The sequence below is a fragment of the Paenalcaligenes sp. GW821-LYS-B07-1 genome, assembly GCF_058803365.1.
The window spans coordinates 1,691,603-1,712,997 of record NZ_CM179516.1 but is presented as its reverse complement, the minus strand read 5'-3'; the positions used below and the strand labels follow the sequence as shown (position 1 = coordinate 1,712,997).

Annotated in this window: 15 protein-coding genes; 11 read left to right on the top strand and 4 right to left on the bottom strand. The window is 49.9% G+C overall.

Features of this window, described 5'->3' with window-relative positions; all coding sequences use genetic code 11:
• Positions 1 to 351: 351 nt before the first annotated feature.
• The 4 genes from AC3QL0_RS08095 (at position 352) to AC3QL0_RS08080 (ending at position 6,275) form a co-directional block, all read left to right on the top strand.
• The gene (locus AC3QL0_RS08095) at positions 352 to 1,434 is read left to right on the top strand and encodes a porin (protein ID WP_493010882.1); all 1,083 of its coding nucleotides are present in this window, start codon (positions 352 to 354) and stop codon (positions 1,432 to 1,434) included.
• Between the two features lie 75 nt (positions 1,435 to 1,509).
• Positions 1,510 to 4,431, top strand: coding sequence for a xanthine dehydrogenase family protein molybdopterin-binding subunit (locus AC3QL0_RS08090; RefSeq protein ID WP_493010881.1), 2,922 nt, complete (start codon positions 1,510 to 1,512; stop codon positions 4,429 to 4,431).
• Positions 4,428 to 4,973 carry a (2Fe-2S)-binding protein gene (locus AC3QL0_RS08085; RefSeq protein ID WP_493010880.1) on the top strand — a complete coding sequence of 182 codons (546 nt, stop codon included), beginning with the start codon at positions 4,428 to 4,430 and terminating at the stop codon, positions 4,971 to 4,973. Before AC3QL0_RS08090 ends, AC3QL0_RS08085 begins: the two co-directional genes overlap by 4 nt.
• A gap of 9 nt (positions 4,974 to 4,982) precedes the next feature.
• Positions 4,983 to 6,275: a cytochrome c gene (locus AC3QL0_RS08080; RefSeq protein WP_493010879.1), complete on the top strand. Its 1,293-nt coding sequence runs from the start codon at positions 4,983 to 4,985 to the stop codon at positions 6,273 to 6,275.
• A 448-nt stretch (positions 6,276 to 6,723) separates the two neighbouring features.
• Here AC3QL0_RS08080 and AC3QL0_RS08075 read toward each other — a convergent pair whose 3' ends face one another.
• Both AC3QL0_RS08075 and AC3QL0_RS08070 read right to left on the bottom strand, forming a co-directional pair.
• Positions 6,724 to 6,960 carry a putative signal transducing protein gene (locus tag AC3QL0_RS08075; RefSeq protein WP_135861916.1) on the bottom strand — a complete coding sequence of 79 codons (237 nt, stop codon included), beginning with the start codon at positions 6,958 to 6,960 and terminating at the stop codon, positions 6,724 to 6,726.
• A 65-nt stretch (positions 6,961 to 7,025) separates the two neighbouring features.
• Entirely contained in the window at positions 7,026 to 7,718 is a 693-nt protein-coding gene (locus AC3QL0_RS08070) for an aspartate/glutamate racemase family protein (protein WP_493010878.1), read from the bottom strand.
• Positions 7,719 to 7,857: 139 nt separating this feature from the next.
• On the opposite strand from AC3QL0_RS08070, the gene AC3QL0_RS08065 reads away from it, so the two are divergent.
• The 3 genes from AC3QL0_RS08065 (at position 7,858) to cynS (ending at position 13,362) form a co-directional block, all read left to right on the top strand.
• Positions 7,858 to 9,102, top strand: a complete 1,245-nt coding sequence (locus AC3QL0_RS08065; RefSeq protein WP_493010877.1) for an exonuclease SbcCD subunit D C-terminal domain-containing protein — start codon at positions 7,858 to 7,860, stop codon at positions 9,100 to 9,102.
• 9 nt (positions 9,103 to 9,111) lie between these two features.
• A complete protein-coding gene (locus AC3QL0_RS08060) occupies positions 9,112 to 12,795 on the top strand; it encodes an AAA family ATPase (protein WP_493010876.1) in 3,684 nt (1,227 codons plus the stop codon).
• Positions 12,796 to 12,918: 123 nt separating this feature from the next.
• Positions 12,919 to 13,362 (top strand): cyanase, encoded by a 444-nt coding sequence (cynS, locus tag AC3QL0_RS08055; RefSeq protein WP_493010875.1) that lies wholly within the window; start codon positions 12,919 to 12,921, stop codon positions 13,360 to 13,362.
• Between the two features lie 46 nt (positions 13,363 to 13,408).
• Here the strand turns inward: cynS and AC3QL0_RS08050 are convergent, their stop codons facing one another.
• Entirely contained in the window at positions 13,409 to 14,335 is a 927-nt protein-coding gene (locus AC3QL0_RS08050; protein ID WP_493010874.1) for a LysR family transcriptional regulator, read from the bottom strand.
• Between the two features lie 137 nt (positions 14,336 to 14,472).
• Here AC3QL0_RS08050 and speB point away from each other — a divergent pair, with 137 nt between their 5' ends.
• The 4 genes from speB to AC3QL0_RS08030 are packed head-to-tail and all read left to right on the top strand — an operon-like array spanning position 14,473 to position 19,958.
• The gene (speB, locus tag AC3QL0_RS08045; protein WP_493010873.1) at positions 14,473 to 15,426 is read left to right on the top strand and encodes an agmatinase; all 954 of its coding nucleotides are present in this window, start codon (positions 14,473 to 14,475) and stop codon (positions 15,424 to 15,426) included.
• Between the two features lie 42 nt (positions 15,427 to 15,468).
• Positions 15,469 to 16,887, top strand: coding sequence for a sodium:solute symporter family protein (locus tag AC3QL0_RS08040; RefSeq protein WP_493010872.1), 1,419 nt, complete (start codon positions 15,469 to 15,471; stop codon positions 16,885 to 16,887).
• Between the two features lie 5 nt (positions 16,888 to 16,892).
• Complete coding sequence (locus AC3QL0_RS08035) at positions 16,893 to 18,500, top strand: 5-guanidino-2-oxopentanoate decarboxylase (RefSeq protein WP_493010871.1); 1,608 nt, start codon at positions 16,893 to 16,895, stop codon at positions 18,498 to 18,500.
• Positions 18,501 to 18,509: 9 nt separating this feature from the next.
• Positions 18,510 to 19,958: an aldehyde dehydrogenase family protein gene (locus AC3QL0_RS08030; RefSeq protein WP_493010870.1), complete on the top strand. Its 1,449-nt coding sequence runs from the start codon at positions 18,510 to 18,512 to the stop codon at positions 19,956 to 19,958.
• Between the two features lie 64 nt (positions 19,959 to 20,022).
• Here AC3QL0_RS08030 and AC3QL0_RS08025 read toward each other — a convergent pair whose 3' ends face one another.
• Positions 20,023 to 21,270, bottom strand: a complete 1,248-nt coding sequence (locus tag AC3QL0_RS08025) for an aromatic amino acid transport family protein (RefSeq protein WP_493010869.1) — start codon at positions 21,268 to 21,270, stop codon at positions 20,023 to 20,025.
• Positions 21,271 to 21,395: the final 125 nt, after the last annotated feature.

The following is a 21,395-nucleotide window of genomic DNA, read 5'->3' as shown; positions in this document are numbered from 1 at the left end:
CCAAATATCAACACAATACTTAAAATATGTAAAAATAAATCCTAAAGTATTTTACTAATGGCAGACTCATATAACTCCTCATTTTCTTAAAAGATGTTGTTACACCTTAATTTCAGAAAACAAGGGTTTTATATCTTATTTGCGATTTTCATGAGTATTTTATTGTTGTATGCACCAGCACATTAAGGACAGCACACAAGTCACTGCATACGCCATCAAATGAGAAAGCCAATAGCACTATTAATCACTAAGGACCATGCTTACATAGACTACAGAGAACCTACGTTTATATCGCGGCACTTAGCAAACAACCACAAATAACACTCAGCACAAGCACAAGGGGACAGTCTCGTGAAGAAAACATTATTTGCCGTGAGCATGCTCATGGGCGCTTCTTCTATTGCACATGCAGAAACCTCCGTAACCCTATACGGCACTATAGACACCGGTATTGGTTTCCAGTCTTTCAAAAACAGAGATGACGGTGTCAAAGCCTCTCAGACCGGCCTGTTTAATGGTGTATGGTCCAGTAGTGCCTGGGGCCTGAAAGGCAGTGAAGACCTAGGCGATGGTTTACGAGCCATCTTTAAACTGGAAAGCGGCTTTAATGTGCTAACTGGCACATCGTCTAGTGATCGCTTATTTAAAACCACCACACTAGGTCTAAGCAGTGATGACTGGGGTAGCCTGAGTTTCGGTCGCGTTGGCAATGCCATTCAAGACTATGCCAGTTATATTGCTGGCCCAGACGATGAAGAAAATCTGTCTGATATTACCAATACATTTAGTGCTGCCGGCTCCAATAAAGCTGACAACACGATGGTTTATAAATCGCCTACATTCAATGGCTTAGATTTCTCTATTGGTTATTCTTTTAATACAAAAGGCCAACAAAGTTGGAATAGTAGCGAGAATACTAAACTCATCACCTCTGCCATCGGCTATTCCAATGGCCCTCTGAATCTGTCTTTGGGATACGACCGTTTGCAGTCAAAAGATTGGGCTAAAAAAGTACACTCTTGGGTACTGATCGGCGGTTACGATTTCAGTGCGTTGCAACTTGGTGTGGCGGTGGGTCAGGATATTAATGGCCGACAATCAGGGTTTGGCTCTTATGCACCCTCTTCCTCGTTCAGGTTTTGGAACTCTGGCTACACCAAAGATTTCAAAACCACCAGCTTCACAATCAACGCAACAGTACCTATCACTCCGGCTTCTAGTGCAATGTTGGGTTGGAGTATTTCGCGTGCAAGCAGCACCTTTAACGACACTCACAATCTAGACAAACGCCAGCAGAATATTTTTAGCGCCGGCTATTCCTACAATCTGTCCAAGCGCACAACGCTTTACGCTTTAGCGGGTTATGCCACAGGCTTTGCCTTCCAAAACGTTAGAGGCCAGCAAGCCATTGTAGGGTTGGATCATAGCTTCTGACCGTCATTGCTTCATGTGTTTCGGGTCTGACATAACAACAAATTAGCCCCACCTCACGTTCAGGAGTTGGCTGTAATGAGTACACATCAAACTGGATTTTCCCGTAGGGATTTCATCAAGCTAGGTACGGTAGGTGGCATAACCCTACTGCTGGGTCGTTTACCTACCGCCCATGCACTGGAGGTTAACTCTGGCGCTAGCTCTACCGACTGGATTGGCCGCGACGGTAAAGCTAAATTTCGCTGGGACGCCATACGTAAAGTAACAGGCCAAAAGAACTTTTCTTTTGACTTCCGCTCTGGTGATTTACCAGGTTGGCCTCAACAGCAAGGTTATGCCTTTATGTTGAAAGCCAACGATGCCGAACATCGCTTTGAAGGCGTGGACATTTCTATCTTGGGCGATGACTTACAACCTGATAGGCTACTGCTTCAAAAAGATTTGGCTGAACATGGTCTAGAAGCCCCTAAAAGCATGGGTAAAGGCTTCTATGGTGAACATATCCTATTGCCCGTAGGCGAAACAGCGCCGCTTTTAGGCCACCCTGTTGCGATTCTCTTCTACAAAGACTACGACCGTTTCCAAGCAGCCAAACGTAAGCTGCGTTTTGACACTACCGTCGTCAAATACGGCGAGTTTACTGGCCCCAAACCACCGGCTAATTACGGTGCTGGCCGCTTTGTGCGTATAGGCGGGGAAACCCCCTATGATCCGCCGAAATTTGCGCCATTCCAGAATGGTTCGCTAAAAGGTGGCTTCCATGGCAATGACGTAGTCTGGCCGCCGTTCAAACCTGATAATGCGCTTTTTGTTCCGGAAGTCATTAAACGCAAACGTGGCAGTGGCTTTGAAGACTCCTTGCATGCGTCCAGCTTAGATCCTACGGTGCCAGAGCAAGCGATGGATGCGGCCATGATCATTGCCGAAGATATAGAACAAGCGCGTCATAACCCTGACAAAATCGTGCTAGAGCGTCATGGCTTTTCACAGTCTATAGACCCCTGTGCCATGGAGCCCGATAACTGTACTGCTTGGTACGACGCAGACACTCGCAGCCTGCATATTATGACTGCCACGCAATCGCCAGCAGGGGTGGCCAGTGCAGCAGCAGCGATGGTGAAAGACAATACTCAAGTTCCGGTAGAACGCATCATCCTGCTGACTGGTTCCACAGTAGGTTATGGCTCCAAGGATTATTCCGTATTCCCCTACTACGCCATTGCAGCCTGTTTATACAGCGGCGGTATCCCCGTTCGAGTTGCCAATGACCGCTACGAGCAGTTCCAGTTGGGCATGAAGCGCCACTCTATTGCGATGGACGTTACTATTACGGCCGATCGCAAAACTGGTCAGTTTGAAATTCTAAAAGGTTTCTATAACTGCAACGGCGGCGGTAGAGAAAACCTGTCAGTAGCCGTTTCGCACGTTGCTGCTCGTGGCGCACAATCCGTCTATTACTTCCCCAAGTCTGACTTGGCAACCGTGGCGATGGCTACGCAGGCAGTAGAGGCTGGCTCTATGCGTGGCTTTGGTTCGTTGCAATCCATGTCCATCACTGAAGTCATGGTGGATGAACTTGCTAACGAACTGGGCATAGATCCCATCGAGCTGCGCCGTCGTAATGCGTTGCGTGAAGGCGCACAGAATACACAAGGTGGTGTACAAGCTGGTGACCCTCGTATCGAAGAAATGTTGGATCTAGCTGCCAAACACCCTTTATGGGCCAATCGTGATACAGCCAAGACCGAGTTTGAAGCCGCTAACCCTGGTAAGCGTTATGGCGTAGGTTTTGCGCAAGTGCAGCAGGTCTACGGTTCCAGTGGCGACCCGAGTTTATTGGTGCTGGAGTTCGACAGCGACGGCAAATTAAACATGCGACATTGCGCCCAAGAAATTGGTACTGGCGCAACCACTGCACAACAGGTCATGGTGTGGCAGGCCTTGGGTAAAGCGCCTGACCACGTTGAATTTGGCGTCACCGAATTCCCAGAGTTGCCCCTTACTAGTGAATGGGCCGACCAGAAACTGCAAGATGAGTACTCTAAAAAAGATCCTTACTGGGTGCCCTCCATCATCCCTGACATGAGCTCGTCGTCCAGCGTGTATTACATTGGCTTTGCGACACGCCAAGCGGCACGTTTCTTGTTGGAATTCACCCTCTGGCCAGCCGCACAAGCTATCTGGAGCCAAGGTGCGGGTGGCGGTGCCATTTCCAGTTTCAATGTGCAGTTTTCCGACTTACGCATTGGGCCTGACGGCTTAGGCGGCGCTGGTATGAAACCTATTCCCTTCGAGCAGCTTGCTAGCAAGGCGCACGAAATGGGATTGATCACAGGCGTAGCGCTACATACTTTCAGTCGTTGGGAATGGGCGCGTGCCGAGTTCGATATTCCTGGTGTGGGTGTACGCACGTTGCCTATAGATGCTTTGGCGATACGTTATGGTGACGGTGCCCCTGAATCACTGAAACAGCGGATGACAACCGCTGGCTACGACTTCATCAAACGTAATAGCGCCACCTACCCTCCTACCCAACGCAGTAGCGCTGGCCCAACCACCTACACACCTGCCGCTTACATCGTAGAACTAAATGTGAACACCTTCACCGGACAGGTTGAAGTCATGAATCACCACTCTCTGATGGATCCCGGCACGATGATTGTTCCAGAGCTGGTTTCTGGCCAGCTTCAAGGTGGTGCTGCCATGGGTATAGGTCATGCGCTGATGGAAGAGTTGCCACTGTATGAAGATGGCCCCGGTAACGGTACATGGAACTTCAATCGCTACACACTTCCTCGCGCTAAAGATGTAGCCGTATGGAAGCAAACGGCCGATTACCTCCCCCCCTTGTCTGAAACGTCTCCACCTAAAGGGATGGCTGAACTGGGCATGATCCCTGTGGTTGCAGCGATCAGCAATGCCATTACACATGCGGTAGACAAACGTTTTTACGAATTCCCTATTACTCCTAAAAAAATCAAGGAAGCCTTAGCATGAGCTTAGAAAAACAACCTCTCACGCTCACGATCAACGGCAAAACCATTGGTCCAGTGGATGTTCCACTGGATATGCCCATGATCGACTTTCTGCATGAGCACTTAAACCTCACTGGCACCCGCTTTGGTTGCGGCCAAGGCATTTGTCATGCCTGTACCATCGTAGAAAACCACCCAGATGGCTCTACCACCGAGAGCCGTACCTGTGTGTTTAGTGCCCACTACTTCAATAACAAGTCCATCACGACTATTGAAGGCCAAGCCAAGTACGACAAACTGGGTAAGGTAGAAGCCTTAACACCCATACAGCAAGCCTTTATTGATCACTTTTCGTTCCAGTGTGGCTACTGCACACCCGGTTTTGTGGCTGGGGCCACGGTGTTTTTAGATGGTCTCAAACGCAAACCCGTACAACGCGTCAATCTGGAAAGTGCCATCGAAGAAGCCTTAAACGACCACATCTGTCGTTGCACAGGCTATGTACGTTACTACGAAGCCGTCAAGGAAGTTGCCCTAGCAACGCCTGGCTGTGTGATCGACTAAGGAGGCAACATGCTACGTAAAGTAATCATTACCGTGATTCTGGTGGCTGTGGTGGTCTGTATCGCCATCTTGCTAGGTGCTTTTCGCAGCACCAGCGTTGCCCCCGGCGTCGATAAACCACTCAGCGCTGACGAGATGCAGCAGTTAATCCCTCGTGGGCGCGAGCTAGCTATGGCGGGTGACTGTTTTGGCTGTCACTCCCAACCGCAAGGCCCTAAAGCCGCAGGCGGTGTGGCCATTGGCACGCCCTTTGGTACCCTGTACTCCACCAACATCACCCCTGACCCCACCTACGGTATAGGCAAGTACACACGTGCGGATTTCCACCGCGCACTGAAGGATGGCGTTGCCCCCAAAGGCAACTTGTACCCTGCTATGCCGTACATCTTCACGCACATTACAACGCCCGAAGATATTGATGCACTGTATGCCTACTTGATGAGCATTCCGCCTATTGCTGTACCCAACAAAAGCAATAGTGGTGCTTTCTCGTTGCCAGTGCGCCCGTTCATGAACTTCTGGAATCTGTTGAACTTCCCTGATCGTAGTGTCCCCGAGAACCCAGAGCGTTCAGCACAATGGTTACGTGGTGCGTACTTGGTACAAGGTGTAGGCCACTGTGCAAGCTGTCACACCCCTCAAAACTTTATGATGGGCGTGGATTTCTCACGTGACTTACAAGGTGGTGAGATCAATGGCTGGGCTATTCCTAACATCACGGCTAGCTCCTTAGCTAAGCATGGCTTTGATGTAGCCACGCTCACACAGTACTTAAGCACAGGTATGGCACCGCAAGGCACCTCTTTTGCGGACATGCATACAGTCACGCACTTCTCGACTAGCGCGATGAAAGTAGACGACGTAGAAGCAGTTGCTACCTACTTGCTCACGGATGCTAACGGTTCAATTCCTCCTGCAGCATCGGCTCCAACGCCCTTACCTGAGGCTGAAAACCCCGCTGCTGACAGCAATATGGCCATCGGCAGACGCACCTACTTAGCTGCTTGTGCGGGTTGTCACGGCAGTAAGGGGGAAGGCATCCCTAATGTAGCGCCTGCCATGTACGGCAATGCCACATTGGCGATGGACAGTGCTCAGAACCTGATACGTGTGGTGCTAAACGGTATTCCTACCCAGACATTCACGGGTAATCAGCGCATGTACGCTATGCCTCCGTTTGCTCACGAACTCAGCGACGAAGAAATCGCCGATTTGTCTACGTGGATGCGTGCTCAGTGGGGTGGTCAAGCTACCGCTGTCACGCCCAGCCAAGTAAGTAGTATCGCTGGTTCAGTTCGTTAACGTCCTCAGCAACGAGCAAGACTAAAGAAAAGGCCGCCCAGTTTGGGTGGCCTTTTCTTCTTAATAATGCGGTAGGTTCACGCTTTTCGCCCACTTCAGAAAGGCAATCAACTTACGTCGCCATACCGCTTTGCTTTGTAGAAATAGTCGCATTCAACACACCACGCTCGTTAGTACTTGGCGCTGTTTTCTACTGCCACCAGACCGCTACGCGTCTCGTGCAATGACTACGAAATAAGTCAGTAGATGACTTATTTCACAGCCCGAAAACAAACATTGTTGAATGCATTCTAGGTAGAGACCACCTACAACCAAACCATTTAAAGTTGATGGCTATATAACCAGTTTGAAAATTAGCATATAGCTGGAAATGGCTCTGCACGCTGATTTTTACCGTGCCTCATTAGATGAACGGGCCTAAGGTCTCTGCCTTCTGCCCCACCAAGCGTTACTGCTCGTCGCTTGAGCCCTTATCATCAGTCTGCTCTGATAGCAGTGCCACCGCTTTCTCTACAAAGGCTTCAGGCACCTGCAAACGCACTCCACCCAACGCATCTGAGTAAAGCCATTGCATGTTAATGGTATGTTCGTCGGCTAAAAAAACCGGAATACCTTCGGACTCTAACAACGCACGTGCCACATGCGCTTCGTAGGGAAAACTGTATCGGCAAATAGTCACTAACATAAAACCTCCTGAGAGTAAGCGCTCCTTAGGCTCTGTACAGTCCAAAGCGTGGTTACTTTTTGCGCTTAGCGCAACATCCAGTCAGCTACATGCACCGCATGTAATTGCGTCGTATCAAACAACGGAATATCTACGTGTTGAGGCTCTATCAGCAGCGATATTTCTGTGCATCCAAGAATGACAGCCTCGGCCCCATTTTCAACCAACCTATTGATAATCTCAATGTAGGCAGCTCGTGAGTCGGCATCAATACGCCCCAAACACAGCTCATCATAGATGATGCGATGCACGGTATCGCGGTCTTCCGTATCCGGTGTTAGCACTGTAAGGCCATGCTTATCTTCCAGCCTAGCACGGTAGAAGTCCTGTTCCATCGTAAAGCGAGTACCGAGTAAACCAACGGTTGATATACCAGCGCGTTTGATCGCTTCAGCAGTAGGATCAGCAATATGCAGCAACGGAACACGGGTTGCGCTTTCTATGGCCAACGCCACCTTATGCATCGTGTTCGTACAAAGCACCAAACCCTCAGCGCCAGCTGTTTCCAGTCGTTGAGCAACATCAGCCAATAATCGTCCAGCTTGTTCCCATTGCCCTGCATGCTGCAATGCTTCCACTTCCTGAAAATCCACGCTGTAGAGCACGATTTTTGCAGAATGCAGGCCACCCAAACGCTGCTTAATGGTTTCGTTAATCTGTCTATAGTAAGGAATAGTTGACTCCCAACTCATCCCCCCAATCAACCCAATAGTTTTCATACATGCTTCCTTAAAGTCTGTGCTTAATCGTCGTGACGTAGAGCTGAAATAGTAGTGTACTTTTTAGCAAAGCTTCACTTTTCTCTGCCGCTTGTTACCATAGCTACTTTCCTAGCCAAACCTCGTTGGTGCTCTGCTTATGTCCTCTACCCCACTAACTATTTTGCATACCTCTGACTGGCACTTGGGACGGTCACTGTATGGCAAGAAACGCTATCAGGAGTTTGAGGATTTTCTAAACTGGATGTTGACGCAGTTACATGAGCAACAGGTAGATGTATTGCTGATTGCTGGGGATATTTTTGATACCACTACCCCCAGTAACAAAGCCCAAGAGCTGTACTACCATTTTCTACAGCAGGTAGCTCAGTCACCTTGCCGTCATGTGGTGATTATTGCGGGCAACCACGACTCACCATCTTTTCTAGAAGCGCCCAAATCGCTGCTGAAAGCGCTGAACATTCATGTAGTAGGTAGCCCTAGCGCTACGCTAGAAGACGATGTATTGGTGCTCTTTGATGAGCATAAGCAGGCTGAACTGATTGTGTGCGCCGTACCGTATTTGCGCGACAAAGATATTCGCTCCACACAAGCCGGTGAAAGCCCTGACGAGAAAAACCAGCAGCTATTACAAAATATTCATGCGCATTATCAGGCTATCGCTGCACAGGCCGAGCAAACTCAAGCTCAATATGCCTCACGTCCCCCCATTATTGCTACCGGACACCTCTTTGCAACGGGTGGGCAAACGGTAGATGGTGATGGTGTACGTGAGTTGTATGTGGGCTCGTTAAACCGTGTTCCGGCCTCGGCCTTTTCGCCGGTGTTTTTGTATGTAGCACTAGGCCACTTACATGTGCCGCAGATGGTGGCGCAAGACCCCCGCATTCGCTATAGCGGCTCGCCATTGCCTATGGGCTTTGGCGAAGCCAGTCAACAAAAGTCGTTGTGCTTGGTACGCTTACAAGATCATCACGTAGAACTATCTTTACTACCCATTCCGGTGTTTCAAAAGCTAGTGTCTATACGCGGGGGCTGGCCGCATATACAGTACACCCTACAACAGCTTTCAACGGAACCAGAAGCGGTATGGGTGGAAATTATCTATGACGGTGAAGAGCTGATTGGTAATTTGCGTGAACGCATAGACCAAGCCATTGAAGGATCAGCCGTTGATGTATTACGCGTTCAAAACCAGCGTGTGATTGAGCGCTTATTACAACGCACCCATCAAACTGAAACCTTAGAAGAAATGAGCGTGACGGAAGTTTTTGAGCGCTGTTTAACAGCGCATGAAATCCCTGAGGAACAGCGCCCCCTGCTGCGGGAACACTACCAGCATATAGTGCAAGCGCTAGAAGAAAACGATAACCACAGCGCGTAAGGCCTAGTCATGCGAATTCTACATATACATTTTCAGAACCTGAACTCGCTGGTGGGTGAGTGGCGTATAGACCTTACCGATCCTGCCTATGAAAGCAGCGGTATTTTTGCCATTACCGGGCCTACTGGCGCTGGCAAAACCACGCTATTAGACGCTATTTGTTTAGCCTTATATGGCCAAACCCCTAGGCTAGGAAAGCTAAGCAAAAGCAGTAATGAAATACTGTCACGCCAAACAGGTGAATGCTTTGCCGAAGTCACCTTTGAGTGCTCACAAGGGGTATTTAGATGCCATTGGAGCCAGCACCGCTCTCGTCGTAAAGCCGATGGAGAATTACAGACACCCAAGCATGAGATTGCCAATGCCCAAACCGGTGCTATTTTGGCGTCTAACTTACGCGGTGTGGCTGAGCAGGTAGAAACGCTGTCCGGTATGGACTTTGAACGTTTTACGCGTTCTATGATGCTGGCACAAGGCCAGTTTGCCGCGTTCTTACAAGCCCCCCCAGATGAACGTGCCCCTATTTTGGAGCAAATCACTGGCACCGAAATTTACAGCCAAATATCTATTCGTGTGCACGAGGCACGTGGCCAAGCACAGCGTGAGTTAGAGCAATTACAAAGCAGCGTATCTGGCCTACAAATTTTAAGTGCCGATGAAGAGGTTGAACTTAAGCAAGAACACAAAAACGCTCAGCAACAAGCTGGAATTCTTGAACAACAGTTGCTACACACACGGCAGCAGTTGCAATGGCGTGTAGGGCTAGAAACCCTAGAAACTGAACTGACTCAATTGGCTGAGTCAAAACTACAGCTAGAGCAACGCACTACTGCCTTCGCCCCCCAACAGCAAACACTGCAGCAAGCGCAACGCGCGCTGGCACTACACGCAGGCTATACCGCACTGAGCAGCCAACGCGAGCAACAACAGGCTATTACCCAAGAGCTAACGCAACGACAACAACAACTGCCTGACCTCAATGCTCAATTAGCACAGGCTACTGCTACGCTAGAAGCTGCTAAAAAACAATACACGGAAGCCAGTGCGGCACAGCATAAAGCCTTGCCTGAATTACATCAGGTACGTGAGATGGATACTCAACTCCGTGAACGCCAGACTACCCTAGCGCGTGAACAAGCAACGCTCACTGAGCAACAGCAGCAGCATAAAAACTTGCTGGATAAACAGCAGGCACTCACCAACACACAAACACAACAACGTGAGCAACAGCAAACGCTCGCCACACAACAAGAACAAAGTCAGTGTGATGAGGCCTTAATTGGCGAGCTCGCTGGTTTAAAAAGCCGCTTGGATGCACTGACTACACAGCTACGCTTACATCAACAGGCCAAGCAACAGGTGGAGTCTGCCCACACCGAAGTACAGCAACACAAAACGACGGTAGCAGCACAACACGAAGCCTACTTTCGCTCGCAAGAACGAGTTGAACACAGCGCTAAGCTCCTTGCTACTCAAGAACAGCAGTGGCAAATCGCTTTAGCTGGCCACACTCTGGCTGACTGGCAACAGCAATTGGCCACCAGCAAAGCACATCAACAAAGTTACGTCACCATTTTGCAATGGCTAAGCAAACAAAACAACTTGGCGCAACGCCAACACAGCCTGCAAAATGAACACGCTTTGCAGCAGCAGGCCTTAAGTCAGTCACACATACTCTCGCAACAGCTTGCTCAACAAGTCACGGAGCAGGAAGAGCACCATGCTTTGCAGCTCAAACAGCAGCAGCTGCAACAACAATTGCTTTCCCTAGAGACTGCACGTACTCAACTACACGATGGTGAGCCCTGCCCCTTATGTGGCGCGACCGAACACCCCTATGCAGTCCAGTCGCCCACGATAGATGACAGCCTAGGCTCGGCCATTGCTGCTACTGAGCAGCGCATGCGCGATTTACGTCAACAACATACTGATCAACGTATACTCGCCAGCCAGCTACAAGAAAAAACACATCATGCTACCCAGTTGCTGGCGCAGATTACTGAACAGCAACAGGAAATCATGGCTCAGATTACTGAGCTAGCACACAGTTTGGCCTTACAGGAGTTGCCTGAATTCACAATAGCCGCATTCCAAACCTTGCAACTGGCTCACACGCAGAACTTGGCTGAGCTTTCTCATAAAGTTACTCATCTGGAACAGTTGCAGGCCCAGCTTATGGAACAGCAAAAACACCATGATCTGGCTAGTCAGGAACGCACCCAACACAGCCACGCCAAAGATCTAGCAGAAAAAGAATATACCTACGCACAAACGCGCCTGACTGAAGCCAATACCAACGCTGCGGCACTACAGGCAGAGCAACAGCAGATTCAACACCACTTGCTTACAGAATTGCAGCCTTATGGCATTCACGAGTTGGATAGCGACCCAACCGCCTTAGAAAGCCTGTACCTGCAACTACACCAACGCCGCACACAACGGATGGAGCGCAATCATGCCGTACAAACGCTTAGCCAATCCATTCAAGCAACCGACATACAATTGCAAGAGCTATCCTCACAGCTAAACACAGTGTGGCGCACGCAGGAACAGCAACAAGCTCATGTCAAAACATTGGCTGATGCCCTGCAAGCCTTGCGCGAGAAACGTCAGGCACTGTTTGGCGAGCAGCAGCCTGATCAGGTAGAGACAGCTCTACTGGCAGCGTTAAACAGTGCACAATACGAGCAAGAAGTCCAACAACAGCATTGGCGTACCGCACAGCACAACCTGCACACACAGCAGCAGCGTATTGAGGAACTGAGTCAAAAAACGCAACAACTGGCTCCTGCCCTTGAGCTCGCTACCCAAGAGTTTATAAGACGCTGCCAAGCACAAGGCTTTGAAGATGAAGCCAGCTTCTTAGCGGTGCTGTTGCCTGAACACGAACGTCAACGTCTAGAGCAGCAGGCACAAGCACTGTACGAGGAAACCACAGCCCTGCACAGCCTGATACGCAATAAGCAGCAACAGCTAGAACGTGAGAAAATTCGTGCACTCAGCACTGAGTCTATACAAACCTTACAAGCCCAAGAACACGATACTCAGTCGCAGTTACAACAACTGCAACAACGCTTGGGGGCGCTGAACAATAGATTAGAGAGCCATCAAAAGAATCTACTGCAACAAGCACAGCAATTGGAACAAATACGTACACAGCAGCAACGTTGCGAACACTGGTCTATGCTGCACGATCTTATAGGTTCTTCAGACGGTAAAAAATACCGTAACTTTGCCCAAGGCTTAACCTTTGAGATTATGGTGGCACATGCTAACGAGCAGCTACAAAAGATGAGCAGTCGTTATGTGCTGATACGCGATGTGCAGCAACCCTTGGAATTAAACGTGATCGATAACGATCAAGCAGGCGAAGTACGGTCCACCAAAAACCTATCCGGTGGAGAAAGCTTTATCGTGAGTTTGGCCTTAGCTCTGGGGCTGTCTAACATGGCCAGTCACCGTATACGTGTGGACTCACTGTTCTTGGATGAAGGCTTTGGTACCTTAGATGAAGACGCTTTGGATGTGGCTTTGGAAACCCTGTCTGAGCTGCAACAACACGGTAAGCTCATTGGTATCATTTCGCACGTAACCGTGCTTAAAGAACGCATTAGCACACAGATTCAAGTGCTGCCCCAATCGGGTGGCCGCAGCCGTTTGGTAGGCCCAGGTTGTGAGGCCGTTACGCGCTAGTACCTCATAGAAATCGCCATACTAGTTCTTTCTATCTAGTCAGGATGGCGACTTCTTTCTCTAGGGCTTTTTGCCTATACTCAACAGTACTGTCTGAACTGCTTTTACTAGAGGAGCTTCACCATGAATCGCCAAGAGCTAACCCAAGAAATTTTGCTCGCCAAACGTCGCCATAAGCTAAGTTGGCAACAGCTGGCTGACATTATTGGCCACAGCAAAGAATGGTCTACAGCCGCCCTACTTGGGCAAATGACGCTCAATGAAAAACAAGCTCAGGCGGTAGTGGCGGCGCTAGAACTACCCGATGAAGCGGTAGAACTGCTGCAAATCGTGCCTTACAAAGGTTCTTTACCTACCTCTGTCCCTACAGACCCGCTGATTTACCGCTTTTACGAGCTAATCAACGTGTACGGCACCACCTTTAAAGAGCTAATCCACGAAGAGTTTGGTGATGGCATCATGAGCGCCATCGACTTCAACATGGATTTATCACGCCAGCCCGACCCGAATGGCGACCGCGTGAAAATCACCATGAGCGGCAAATTTTTGCCCTATAAAACCTACTAAGACCGCAACGCTAAGCGTCACAGGCGTGGCGCTTTTTCTTTCTGCTTTAGAGCAAGTAGGGTTCAGACTGCGGCTGGCTAAACACTGCCTTGAGATCTTGTTGAAACGCCTGCAACGCCTCATCATCACGTTCGGTCACTCTATTGACCACCGTGTGTAAAGTCACGTCGTAATGCATTTGCGCCGGATTTAAGGCACGCATTAACCCCTGCTGCACATACTCTTCCCCTACCTCTTGCGGCAAATAACCTAAATGCTCGCCTGACATCACCAGAATGGCGACAGCCTCCATGTTATTAGCCGTCGCTCTAATGTTTTGCTGTGGCACTTGCAAGTGCGCCTTAGGTGGCGTGTAGCCCCGGCTCACCCATGAATAGTTAATCGCGTCATTTACATCCACCTTTCCCGCATGCTCAAACAGTGCATGACCACGACCGCAATAAGCTACCTGTTTTTCGCTTAGCAAGGTGGTGTAACGCAAGTTTTGCGTACGGCGTAAAAAATACCCAATCGCCAAGTGCAGCCTGCCATACAGCAGCATCTCTTCTTGTTGGTCAGGCGAATGTATGCAGAAATTCAACCGTACGGCTTCGTCGCGCTTTCTAAATTTGGCCACTACTTGGCTTAAACGCCAACTATCACTACGAGATAGGTGGCCAATCAATCCTACGTTTAATTGGCCAATGAGTTTTTTCTCTAAGTGCTGGGTTTCTACCGCAAACTCGCTCAGGTTTGTCAGCAAACGACGCGCCAAATTGGTAAACCGCTCCCCTTTAGCGGTGAGCCTAAAGCCGGTGCGACCACGCTCACAAAGCTTAAAACCCAATCGCACCTCTAAGGTCGCTAACTGCGTGCTAATGGTGGACTGACTAATACCCAAACGCTCCTGCGCCGCTGAAATACCATTGGCATCAACAATAGCCAAGAACACCCGTATCAGTCGTAAATCCAAATCTCTTACATTGACCAACATAGTAAAAACCCTAATATTGAAACCATTACATTGATAAACATCAATGTACCAATTCACAGCTTCTCATGGTAGCCCCCTGCTCTACGATTTACTCTGGTAGCCATCACATTTGTTTTAATTTTTAGGAGCACTCGGTTATGACTACCTTCAATCAACCTCTTAGCGGTAACGATATGCCACGCTCTGGCGGCATCGCCACCATGATGCGTCTGCCCTATGTGCAAAGCACAGAAGGTCTAGATGTGGCCTTCACAGGTATCCCGCTAGATATTGGTACGTCCAACCGTTCTGGCACACGCTTTGGTGCCAAAGCCATTCGCTTTGAATCCTCATTGCTGCGCCCCTATAACATGGCGACGCGTGCCGCCCCCTTTGATAGCTTGCAAGTGGCTGACGTAGGCGATATCGCAATCAACCCTTACGACCTAAAAGATTCTGTACGTTTGATTGAAGAAGGCTACAGCAAGCTTATTGCTTCTGGCTGTAAGCTGATCGCCTTAGGTGGCGATCACACAATGACATTGCCTATTTTGCGCGCCATTAAAAAGAAATACGGCAAAGTAGGTTTGGTACACATCGATGCTCACGCCGATGTAAACGACACCATGAATGGTGAAAAAATTGCTCACGGCACGCCGTTTAGACGTGCTGCTGAAGAAGACCTGTTGGATTGCGATCGAGTGGTGCAAATTGGTTTGCGCGGTACAGGCTATGCCGCAGAAGACTTCGACTGGTGCACCAAACAAGGCTTTACCATCTACCAAGCTCACGAATGCTGGCACCGCACCATGGAACCCATCATGGCTGAAGTACGTGCTCGCTTAGGTGATGGCCCCGTGTACTTCTCCTTTGATATTGACGGCATTGACCCTGCTTACGCTCCAGGCACTGGAACACCAGAAATTGGTGGCTTAACGGTTCCTCAAGCTCTAGAAATCGTGCGTGGTCTGCGTGGCGTCAATCTAATCGGAGCAGACGTCGTAGAAGTTAGCCCACCTTACGACCAAAGCGGTACTACAGCTTTGCTGGGTGCTAACTTGGCCTACGAAATGCTGTGCGTGTTCCCCGGTGTGCATTACGCCACCAAATAATCTTTACTCCTGCATCAATAGAGCTATAACAAGGAGACAACTATGGAAGTCAGTATAGATCTTGGTGTCGTCATTCTGTATGCGCTACTTATCCTGTCCTTTGGCTGGATAGGCATGCGCCGCATACAAAATAAAGACGACTTTTTAGTGGCGGGTAGAAACTTGGGTTCAGGATTCTATACCGGCACCATGGCGGCCACCGTATTAGGCGGGGCTGCCACCATAGGCTCAGTACGTTTAGGCTACCTGTACGGTATTTCAGGGCTTTGGCTCTGTGCCACGCTAGGCTTAGGCATTATGGGCTTGAGCTGGTTGTTGGCTAAACCATTACTGCGTTTGCGCGTGTACACCGTGACCCAAGTGCTAGAGCGCTACTACAGCCCCGCTACTCGTAATGCCAGCGCCGTGATCATGCTGGTTTATGCCTTGATGATTGGCGTCACGTCTACCATTGCTACTGGCACCATTTTGGCAGTGATCTTTGATTTGCCTTTTATCACTGGCATTATTCTGGGCGGTGGTTTGGTTGTGCTGTACGCTACCATCGGCGGTATGTGGTCACTCACGCTGACGGACATGATTCAGTTCATCATCATGACGGTAGGCTTGGTATTTATTTTGCTCCCTGCGTCGGTGTACAACGCTGGTGGCTGGTCTGCCATGACACAGCAATTGCCAGACGCCTTCTTCTCGTTCAGCAACATCGGTTACGACACTATTCTGACCTATTTCCTCATCTACTTTTTAGGTGTGTTTATTGGTCAAGATATTTGGCAGCGTGTATTTACCGCACGCAGTGAAAACGTCGCCAAACGTGCAGGCATGCTTAGCGGGTTGTACTGCATTTTGTATGGTATCGCCATGGCCGTGATTGGTATGGCTGCCAGACTGGTACTGCCTGAACTAGATGCCCCTGACACCGCCTTTGCAGCCATGATTAACGAAGTATTGCCTGTAGGTTTGCGTGGTCTAGTGATTGCTGCCAGCTTAGCTGCGTTGATGTCTACCGCAAGTGCAGGTTTACTTGCCGCCTCTACAACAGTCGCCCAAGACTTATGGCCACTACTACGCGGCAAACATCACCGTGAAAGTGACTCTGTGACTTTAAACCGTGTATTCACCCTACTCTTCGGTTTACTGATGCTGGCAATCGCTCCTACCATTGGTGATGTGATTAGTGCTCTGACCATGGCCTACAACCTACTGGTTGGCGGTATGTTGATCCCTCTGATTGGTGGGATATTCTGGAAGCGTGCCACGACACGTGGTGCCATTGTGAGCATGGCAACGGGTGCGATTACGGCCTCAATATTTATGTTTAAAGATGGTCTGCTTGCTAATACCCCTATCTATTTCAGTTTGAGCATTGGGCTAATTACCTTTATTGTGTTTAGCCTTACAGACCCTAACCCACGCCGTACCAACGCCGTGCCAACCCCTAGCCCTGTTTCTGGAGAATAATGATTATGCAAAGCTGTAGTGAATATCTGGTTCGACAATTGGAGCATTGGGGAGTTGAACAGGTATTTGGCATCCCCGGCGTGCATACCATTGAGTTGTATAGAGGGTTAGAGAATAGCCGTGTTCGCCACGTCACCCCGCGCCATGAACAAGGCGCAGGGTTCATGGCAGACGGCTATGCCCGAGCTACTGGCAAACCTGGCGTATGCTTTATTATCACTGGCCCAGGCATGAGCAACATCTTGACTGCCATGGGGCAAGCTTTGGCAGACTCTATCCCCATGCTGGTAATTTCCAGCGTGGGGCGACGCGATACCTTGGGTAGTCAACAAGGCAGGCTTCACGAACTCAGTTCGCAGCAAGCCTTGGTAAGTCAAGTAGCACGCTTTAGCCAAACTATTCTGGACCCACAGCAACTGCCTCATGCGTTGGAGCGCGCGATGGCTATCTTTAGCTCAGGAAAACCTGGCCCCGTGCACATAGAGATTCCCATAGATTTGCTCACCGCGCCTCTCAACACACCTCTGCAGGCCTTGCCTACTTTTTATAAAGCAGGCCCTCACCCCGACGCAGTAGCCCAATGCGCACAACTGCTGCAAACGGCCAAACACCCCTTACTGTTAGTTGGTGGCGGCTGCGTGGATAGTGCTGACACTATTCAACGGTTGGCAGAAACGCTGAACGTCCCTACGGTCACTACCATCAATGCCAAAGGGGTATTACCAGGTAGCCTGAATCAGCCACATCCTTTAGATATAGGTGCCAATGCTGCCTTCCCTGCCGTGCGCAAACTGGCAGCACAGGCCGACGTTATTTTGGCACTGGGCACGGAGTTGGGCGAAACCGACTATGACGTAGTGTTTGATGACGGTTTTATTCTACAAGGCAAGCTGATACGCGTTGATATAGATGCTTCACAATTAGTGGGTAACCAACGCCCTCATATTGCTTTGGTATCCGATTCAGGGGAGTTTGCCCGCGCTCTGCTCGCGCACTTCCCTCGGCCATTACCGCACTCCGGCGCTAACGTCGTGGCAGAGGTACGGGCAGCACTAGCACTAGAATCTACCCCCGCTTTCACGCCTTTCTATCCGCTGTATAAAACGCTAGAACAGCACTTGCCTAACGCTACGTTAGTAGGCGACTCAACGGCTACTGTTTATGCAGGCAACCATATCTGCAACTTGCCTGCGGCGCGTCATTACTTTAATGCCTCCACGGGGTATGGCACGTTGGGCTATGCACTGCCGGCTGCCTTAGGCGCTAAGCTTGGGCGTCCTCATAGCCCTGTGGTTGCCTTGATGGGTGACGGCGGCATCATGTTCACCGTCGCCGAGTTAGCTACGATGGTGGATGAGCAGCTCAATGTTCTGGTATTGATCTGGAACAACACAGGCTACGACGAAATTCGTCGCGCCATGGATAAAGCTTCCGTCGCCAGAATAGGCGTGAACATTCCACCACCGAACTTCCAAGCGCTTAGCCAAAGCATCGGCGCTGCCTACGAGCATGTACAAACCCCTGCCCAGTTGTCTGAACAACTACAACGCTGGCAGCAAACCGCTCCGCTCATCATAGAAATCGACGCTCACACGTGGATTGAAACGTTGTAAACCTTAACTATGCTGACACTACAAAAGCACTTTATTCAAAACCAATGGGTGGATAGCGCGTCCTCTGAAACGCTAAACCTCTACCACCCTGCAACGGGGCAACTGCATGCGGTACTCACCCGTGGTGATGCCAGCGATGTAGATAAGGCCGTTCAAGCTGCCGCTACCGCTTTTAACTCGTGGAAAGCCTTAAGCGGCGCCAAGCGTGCTCAGTACTTGCTGGCAATCGCCGACCAATTGGAAGAGCGAGCTGACATTCTTGCCGCCGATAGCGTACGTTTCTCTGGCAAGCTACTAAACGAAGCCCAGCTAGACGTGGAAGACGCTGTAGCTTGCTTTAGGTACTACGCCGACTTAGCTACGCAGTTAGATGCTCAACAAGGCCAATTGCGTGACATTCAGACGCCTGGTTTTCAAGCTCACTGTTATCACCAGCCCTTGGGTGTGGTTGCGCTGATTACGCCATGGAATTTCCCTCTGGTTACAGCAGCGTGGAAACTAGCACCCGCCTTGGCAGCCGGTTGTACGGTTGTTTGGAAGCCTTCAGAGCTGATTCCCTTGCCTGAACAACACATTGCTTCCTGCGCCTTGGCGAGCGGTTTGCCGGCCGGTGTTTTGAACCTTGTACAGGGCGATGGCCTACACGTAGGCGCCCCACTCTGCTCACACCCTCTGGTCAATAAAATTTCATTCACAGGCAGCAATAAAGTGGGCGAGGATGTGATGCGTGCTGCAGCACAAGGCACACGCCCCGTATCGTTAGAGCTGGGCGGTAAGTCCCCTATTATCGTGATGGCAGATAGCGATATTGAAAACGCCTGTGACTGGGTATGTAGCGGTATCTTCAGCAATAGCGGGCAAATGTGTTCTGCTACCTCGCGCCTACTGGTACATAGCAGCATTGCACCGGCTCTGTATGCCGCGCTGAAACAGCGTGCCAATGACGTTGTACTGGGCGATCCTGCACTGCCAACTAGCACCTTAGCCCCACTCATCAGCGCTACACAGCAAAAACAGGTACAGGCATTTCAGACCCAAGGCTTACAAGATGGCCTCGTAGACTTGTTGGCTTCAGTACCTATTACGGTGCCTGAAGAAGGCTTCTATGTACGCCCTAGTATCTTTCTGAACGTACCTAGTGAGCACGACCTATGGCAAAAAGAAGTGTTTGGGCCGGTTCTGTGCGTACAAGAGTTTGATGAAGTCGATCAGGCTATTGATCTGGCAAACCAACAGCACTTCGGTTTAGCTGCAACGGTGATTTCCGCTGATCAAGAAAACGCACACAACATTGCCCAGCAATTGGTCAGTGGCGTGACATGGATCAATAGCCATCAGTTTGTACCCGCAGCAGGCTCTTGGGGCGGCTACAAACGTAGCGGCATAGGTAGAGAGCTAGGTCCATGGGGACTAGCTGCATACCAAAGCATCAGCCATATTTACAGCCCGGTGCAATAAGCTTTTTCCCATAAAAAACCGCCTCGTTATGAGGCGGTTTTTTGTTATCTGCGCAAGCTACTACTTACCAACCTGCAGGCAAATACCCAAACAGCGACGCAATCGCATAGGCCGCACTACACAGGTACAACACCACAATGCTAACTTGCAAAATAGGATGAGTAATCCAACCACATTGCCATGCTGGTGTAATGTCACCTCGTTTACGAGCACCGCGCAACATCAAAATAGGCATGATGGACAGCACGACGCCACTGAACGTACCTGCGATGTACAGTGCGTTCACAAACGATACCAGACCACTGTACGCCATGATGAATGGTGGCAAGGTCACAATCATCAGTACGATAAAACGATGCTTAGCAGGGGCTCTGTCTTCTTCACCCAAGTTGAACTTGTCGAAAATGTTAGTGAAGAAACTACCACCTAACCCCCAGTACGAGGTCAACATTGCACACAACGCAAAAATGTTAGCTGAGAAGAATGCCCACTCACCCAAGGCTTGACCCCAGTTGATGGTGGCTACGTCAGAGATGTTGTCCAAACCGTTCAGAGTGATGACCGAAAACGGTACCAATGCCAGCAGAATGAAGGTAATCAACATACCCGTCATTACCGCTTTAGGCAGTTTTTCTGGTTTGTCCGTAAACCCTCTGGCCATTTCCGGCACGATGTACTGAGCAGAAAAACAAAATACCGCTACGTTAAACACGGGGATCATATATTTCCACTCACCATCCATCGCACGTGCAATGTCGGTGTACTCGTGCAAGGCTGTTGCTACGATCAGTACTGTCAGCATGGTCACCATACCAATACTGATGTATTTTTCACCTCTACCAATGGCTTTCAAGCCCAGGTACAACACCCCTGCAGCAGGAATGAAGAAGAGCACGCTGCCCAACATGGGAGAAATACCCAACAAAGAGGCCAGCAATTTACCGCTACCATCCATGTAGGCAATCAAGGCACCCACTGAGTTCACGCATACGGATGCAAAAATCAGCCACGAGCCGAAGTTACCCACGTAACGTTTAGCCAAGCCACTTAACTGCAAATGCGCCTTGGTGCGCAAGGTAGTTTCGGCGACATACAGCATGGTAATGGTGGTTAAGCACCCTGCCAGAATCAGCCAAAACAACAATGGCATAAAACCAGATTTACGCGATGCATACGCGATAGACAAAACGCCAGCACCAATATTGGTACCTACGATCATTGCCACCCCTTCCAAGAAGGTTAGGGATTTACGTGTAGGAGCTGCCTCTACCGCCGACGACTCGGCAGCAGTTGCTACATTTGTAGACTGCATAACATACCCTCACGATCAGATTGAGCCCAATCAAGACCGATCGCTATCAAGCACGGAGGTTGTCCGTGTATCACTAGGAGAAAGTGCTCACACTACCCAGATGCCAGTCTGCGGTAGGTAAACAA

Excerpts from the sequence above, each read along its gene's own strand:
- AC3QL0_RS08025 (WP_493010869.1), bottom strand. The coding sequence starts at position 21,270 with ATGCAGTCTACAAATGTAGCAACTGCTGCCGAGTCGTCGGCGGTAGAG.
- AC3QL0_RS08070 (WP_493010878.1), bottom strand. The coding sequence starts at position 7,718 with ATGAAAACTATTGGGTTGATTGGGGGGATGAGTTGGGAGTCAACTATT.
- cynS (WP_493010875.1), top strand. The coding sequence starts at position 12,919 with ATGAATCGCCAAGAGCTAACCCAAGAAATTTTGCTCGCCAAACGTCGC.
- AC3QL0_RS08090 (WP_493010881.1), top strand. The coding sequence starts at position 1,510 with ATGAGTACACATCAAACTGGATTTTCCCGTAGGGATTTCATCAAGCTA.
- AC3QL0_RS08075 (WP_135861916.1), bottom strand. The coding sequence starts at position 6,960 with ATGTTAGTGACTATTTGCCGATACAGTTTTCCCTACGAAGCGCATGTG.
- AC3QL0_RS08085 (WP_493010880.1), top strand. The coding sequence starts at position 4,428 with ATGAGCTTAGAAAAACAACCTCTCACGCTCACGATCAACGGCAAAACC.
- speB (WP_493010873.1), top strand. The coding sequence starts at position 14,473 with ATGACTACCTTCAATCAACCTCTTAGCGGTAACGATATGCCACGCTCT.
- AC3QL0_RS08030 (WP_493010870.1), top strand. The coding sequence starts at position 18,510 with ATGCTGACACTACAAAAGCACTTTATTCAAAACCAATGGGTGGATAGC.
- AC3QL0_RS08080 (WP_493010879.1), top strand. The coding sequence starts at position 4,983 with ATGCTACGTAAAGTAATCATTACCGTGATTCTGGTGGCTGTGGTGGTC.
- AC3QL0_RS08050 (WP_493010874.1), bottom strand. The coding sequence starts at position 14,335 with ATGTTGGTCAATGTAAGAGATTTGGATTTACGACTGATACGGGTGTTC.
- AC3QL0_RS08040 (WP_493010872.1), top strand. The coding sequence starts at position 15,469 with ATGGAAGTCAGTATAGATCTTGGTGTCGTCATTCTGTATGCGCTACTT.
- AC3QL0_RS08060 (WP_493010876.1), top strand. The coding sequence starts at position 9,112 with ATGCGAATTCTACATATACATTTTCAGAACCTGAACTCGCTGGTGGGT.
- AC3QL0_RS08065 (WP_493010877.1), top strand. The coding sequence starts at position 7,858 with ATGTCCTCTACCCCACTAACTATTTTGCATACCTCTGACTGGCACTTG.
- AC3QL0_RS08035 (WP_493010871.1), top strand. The coding sequence starts at position 16,893 with ATGCAAAGCTGTAGTGAATATCTGGTTCGACAATTGGAGCATTGGGGA.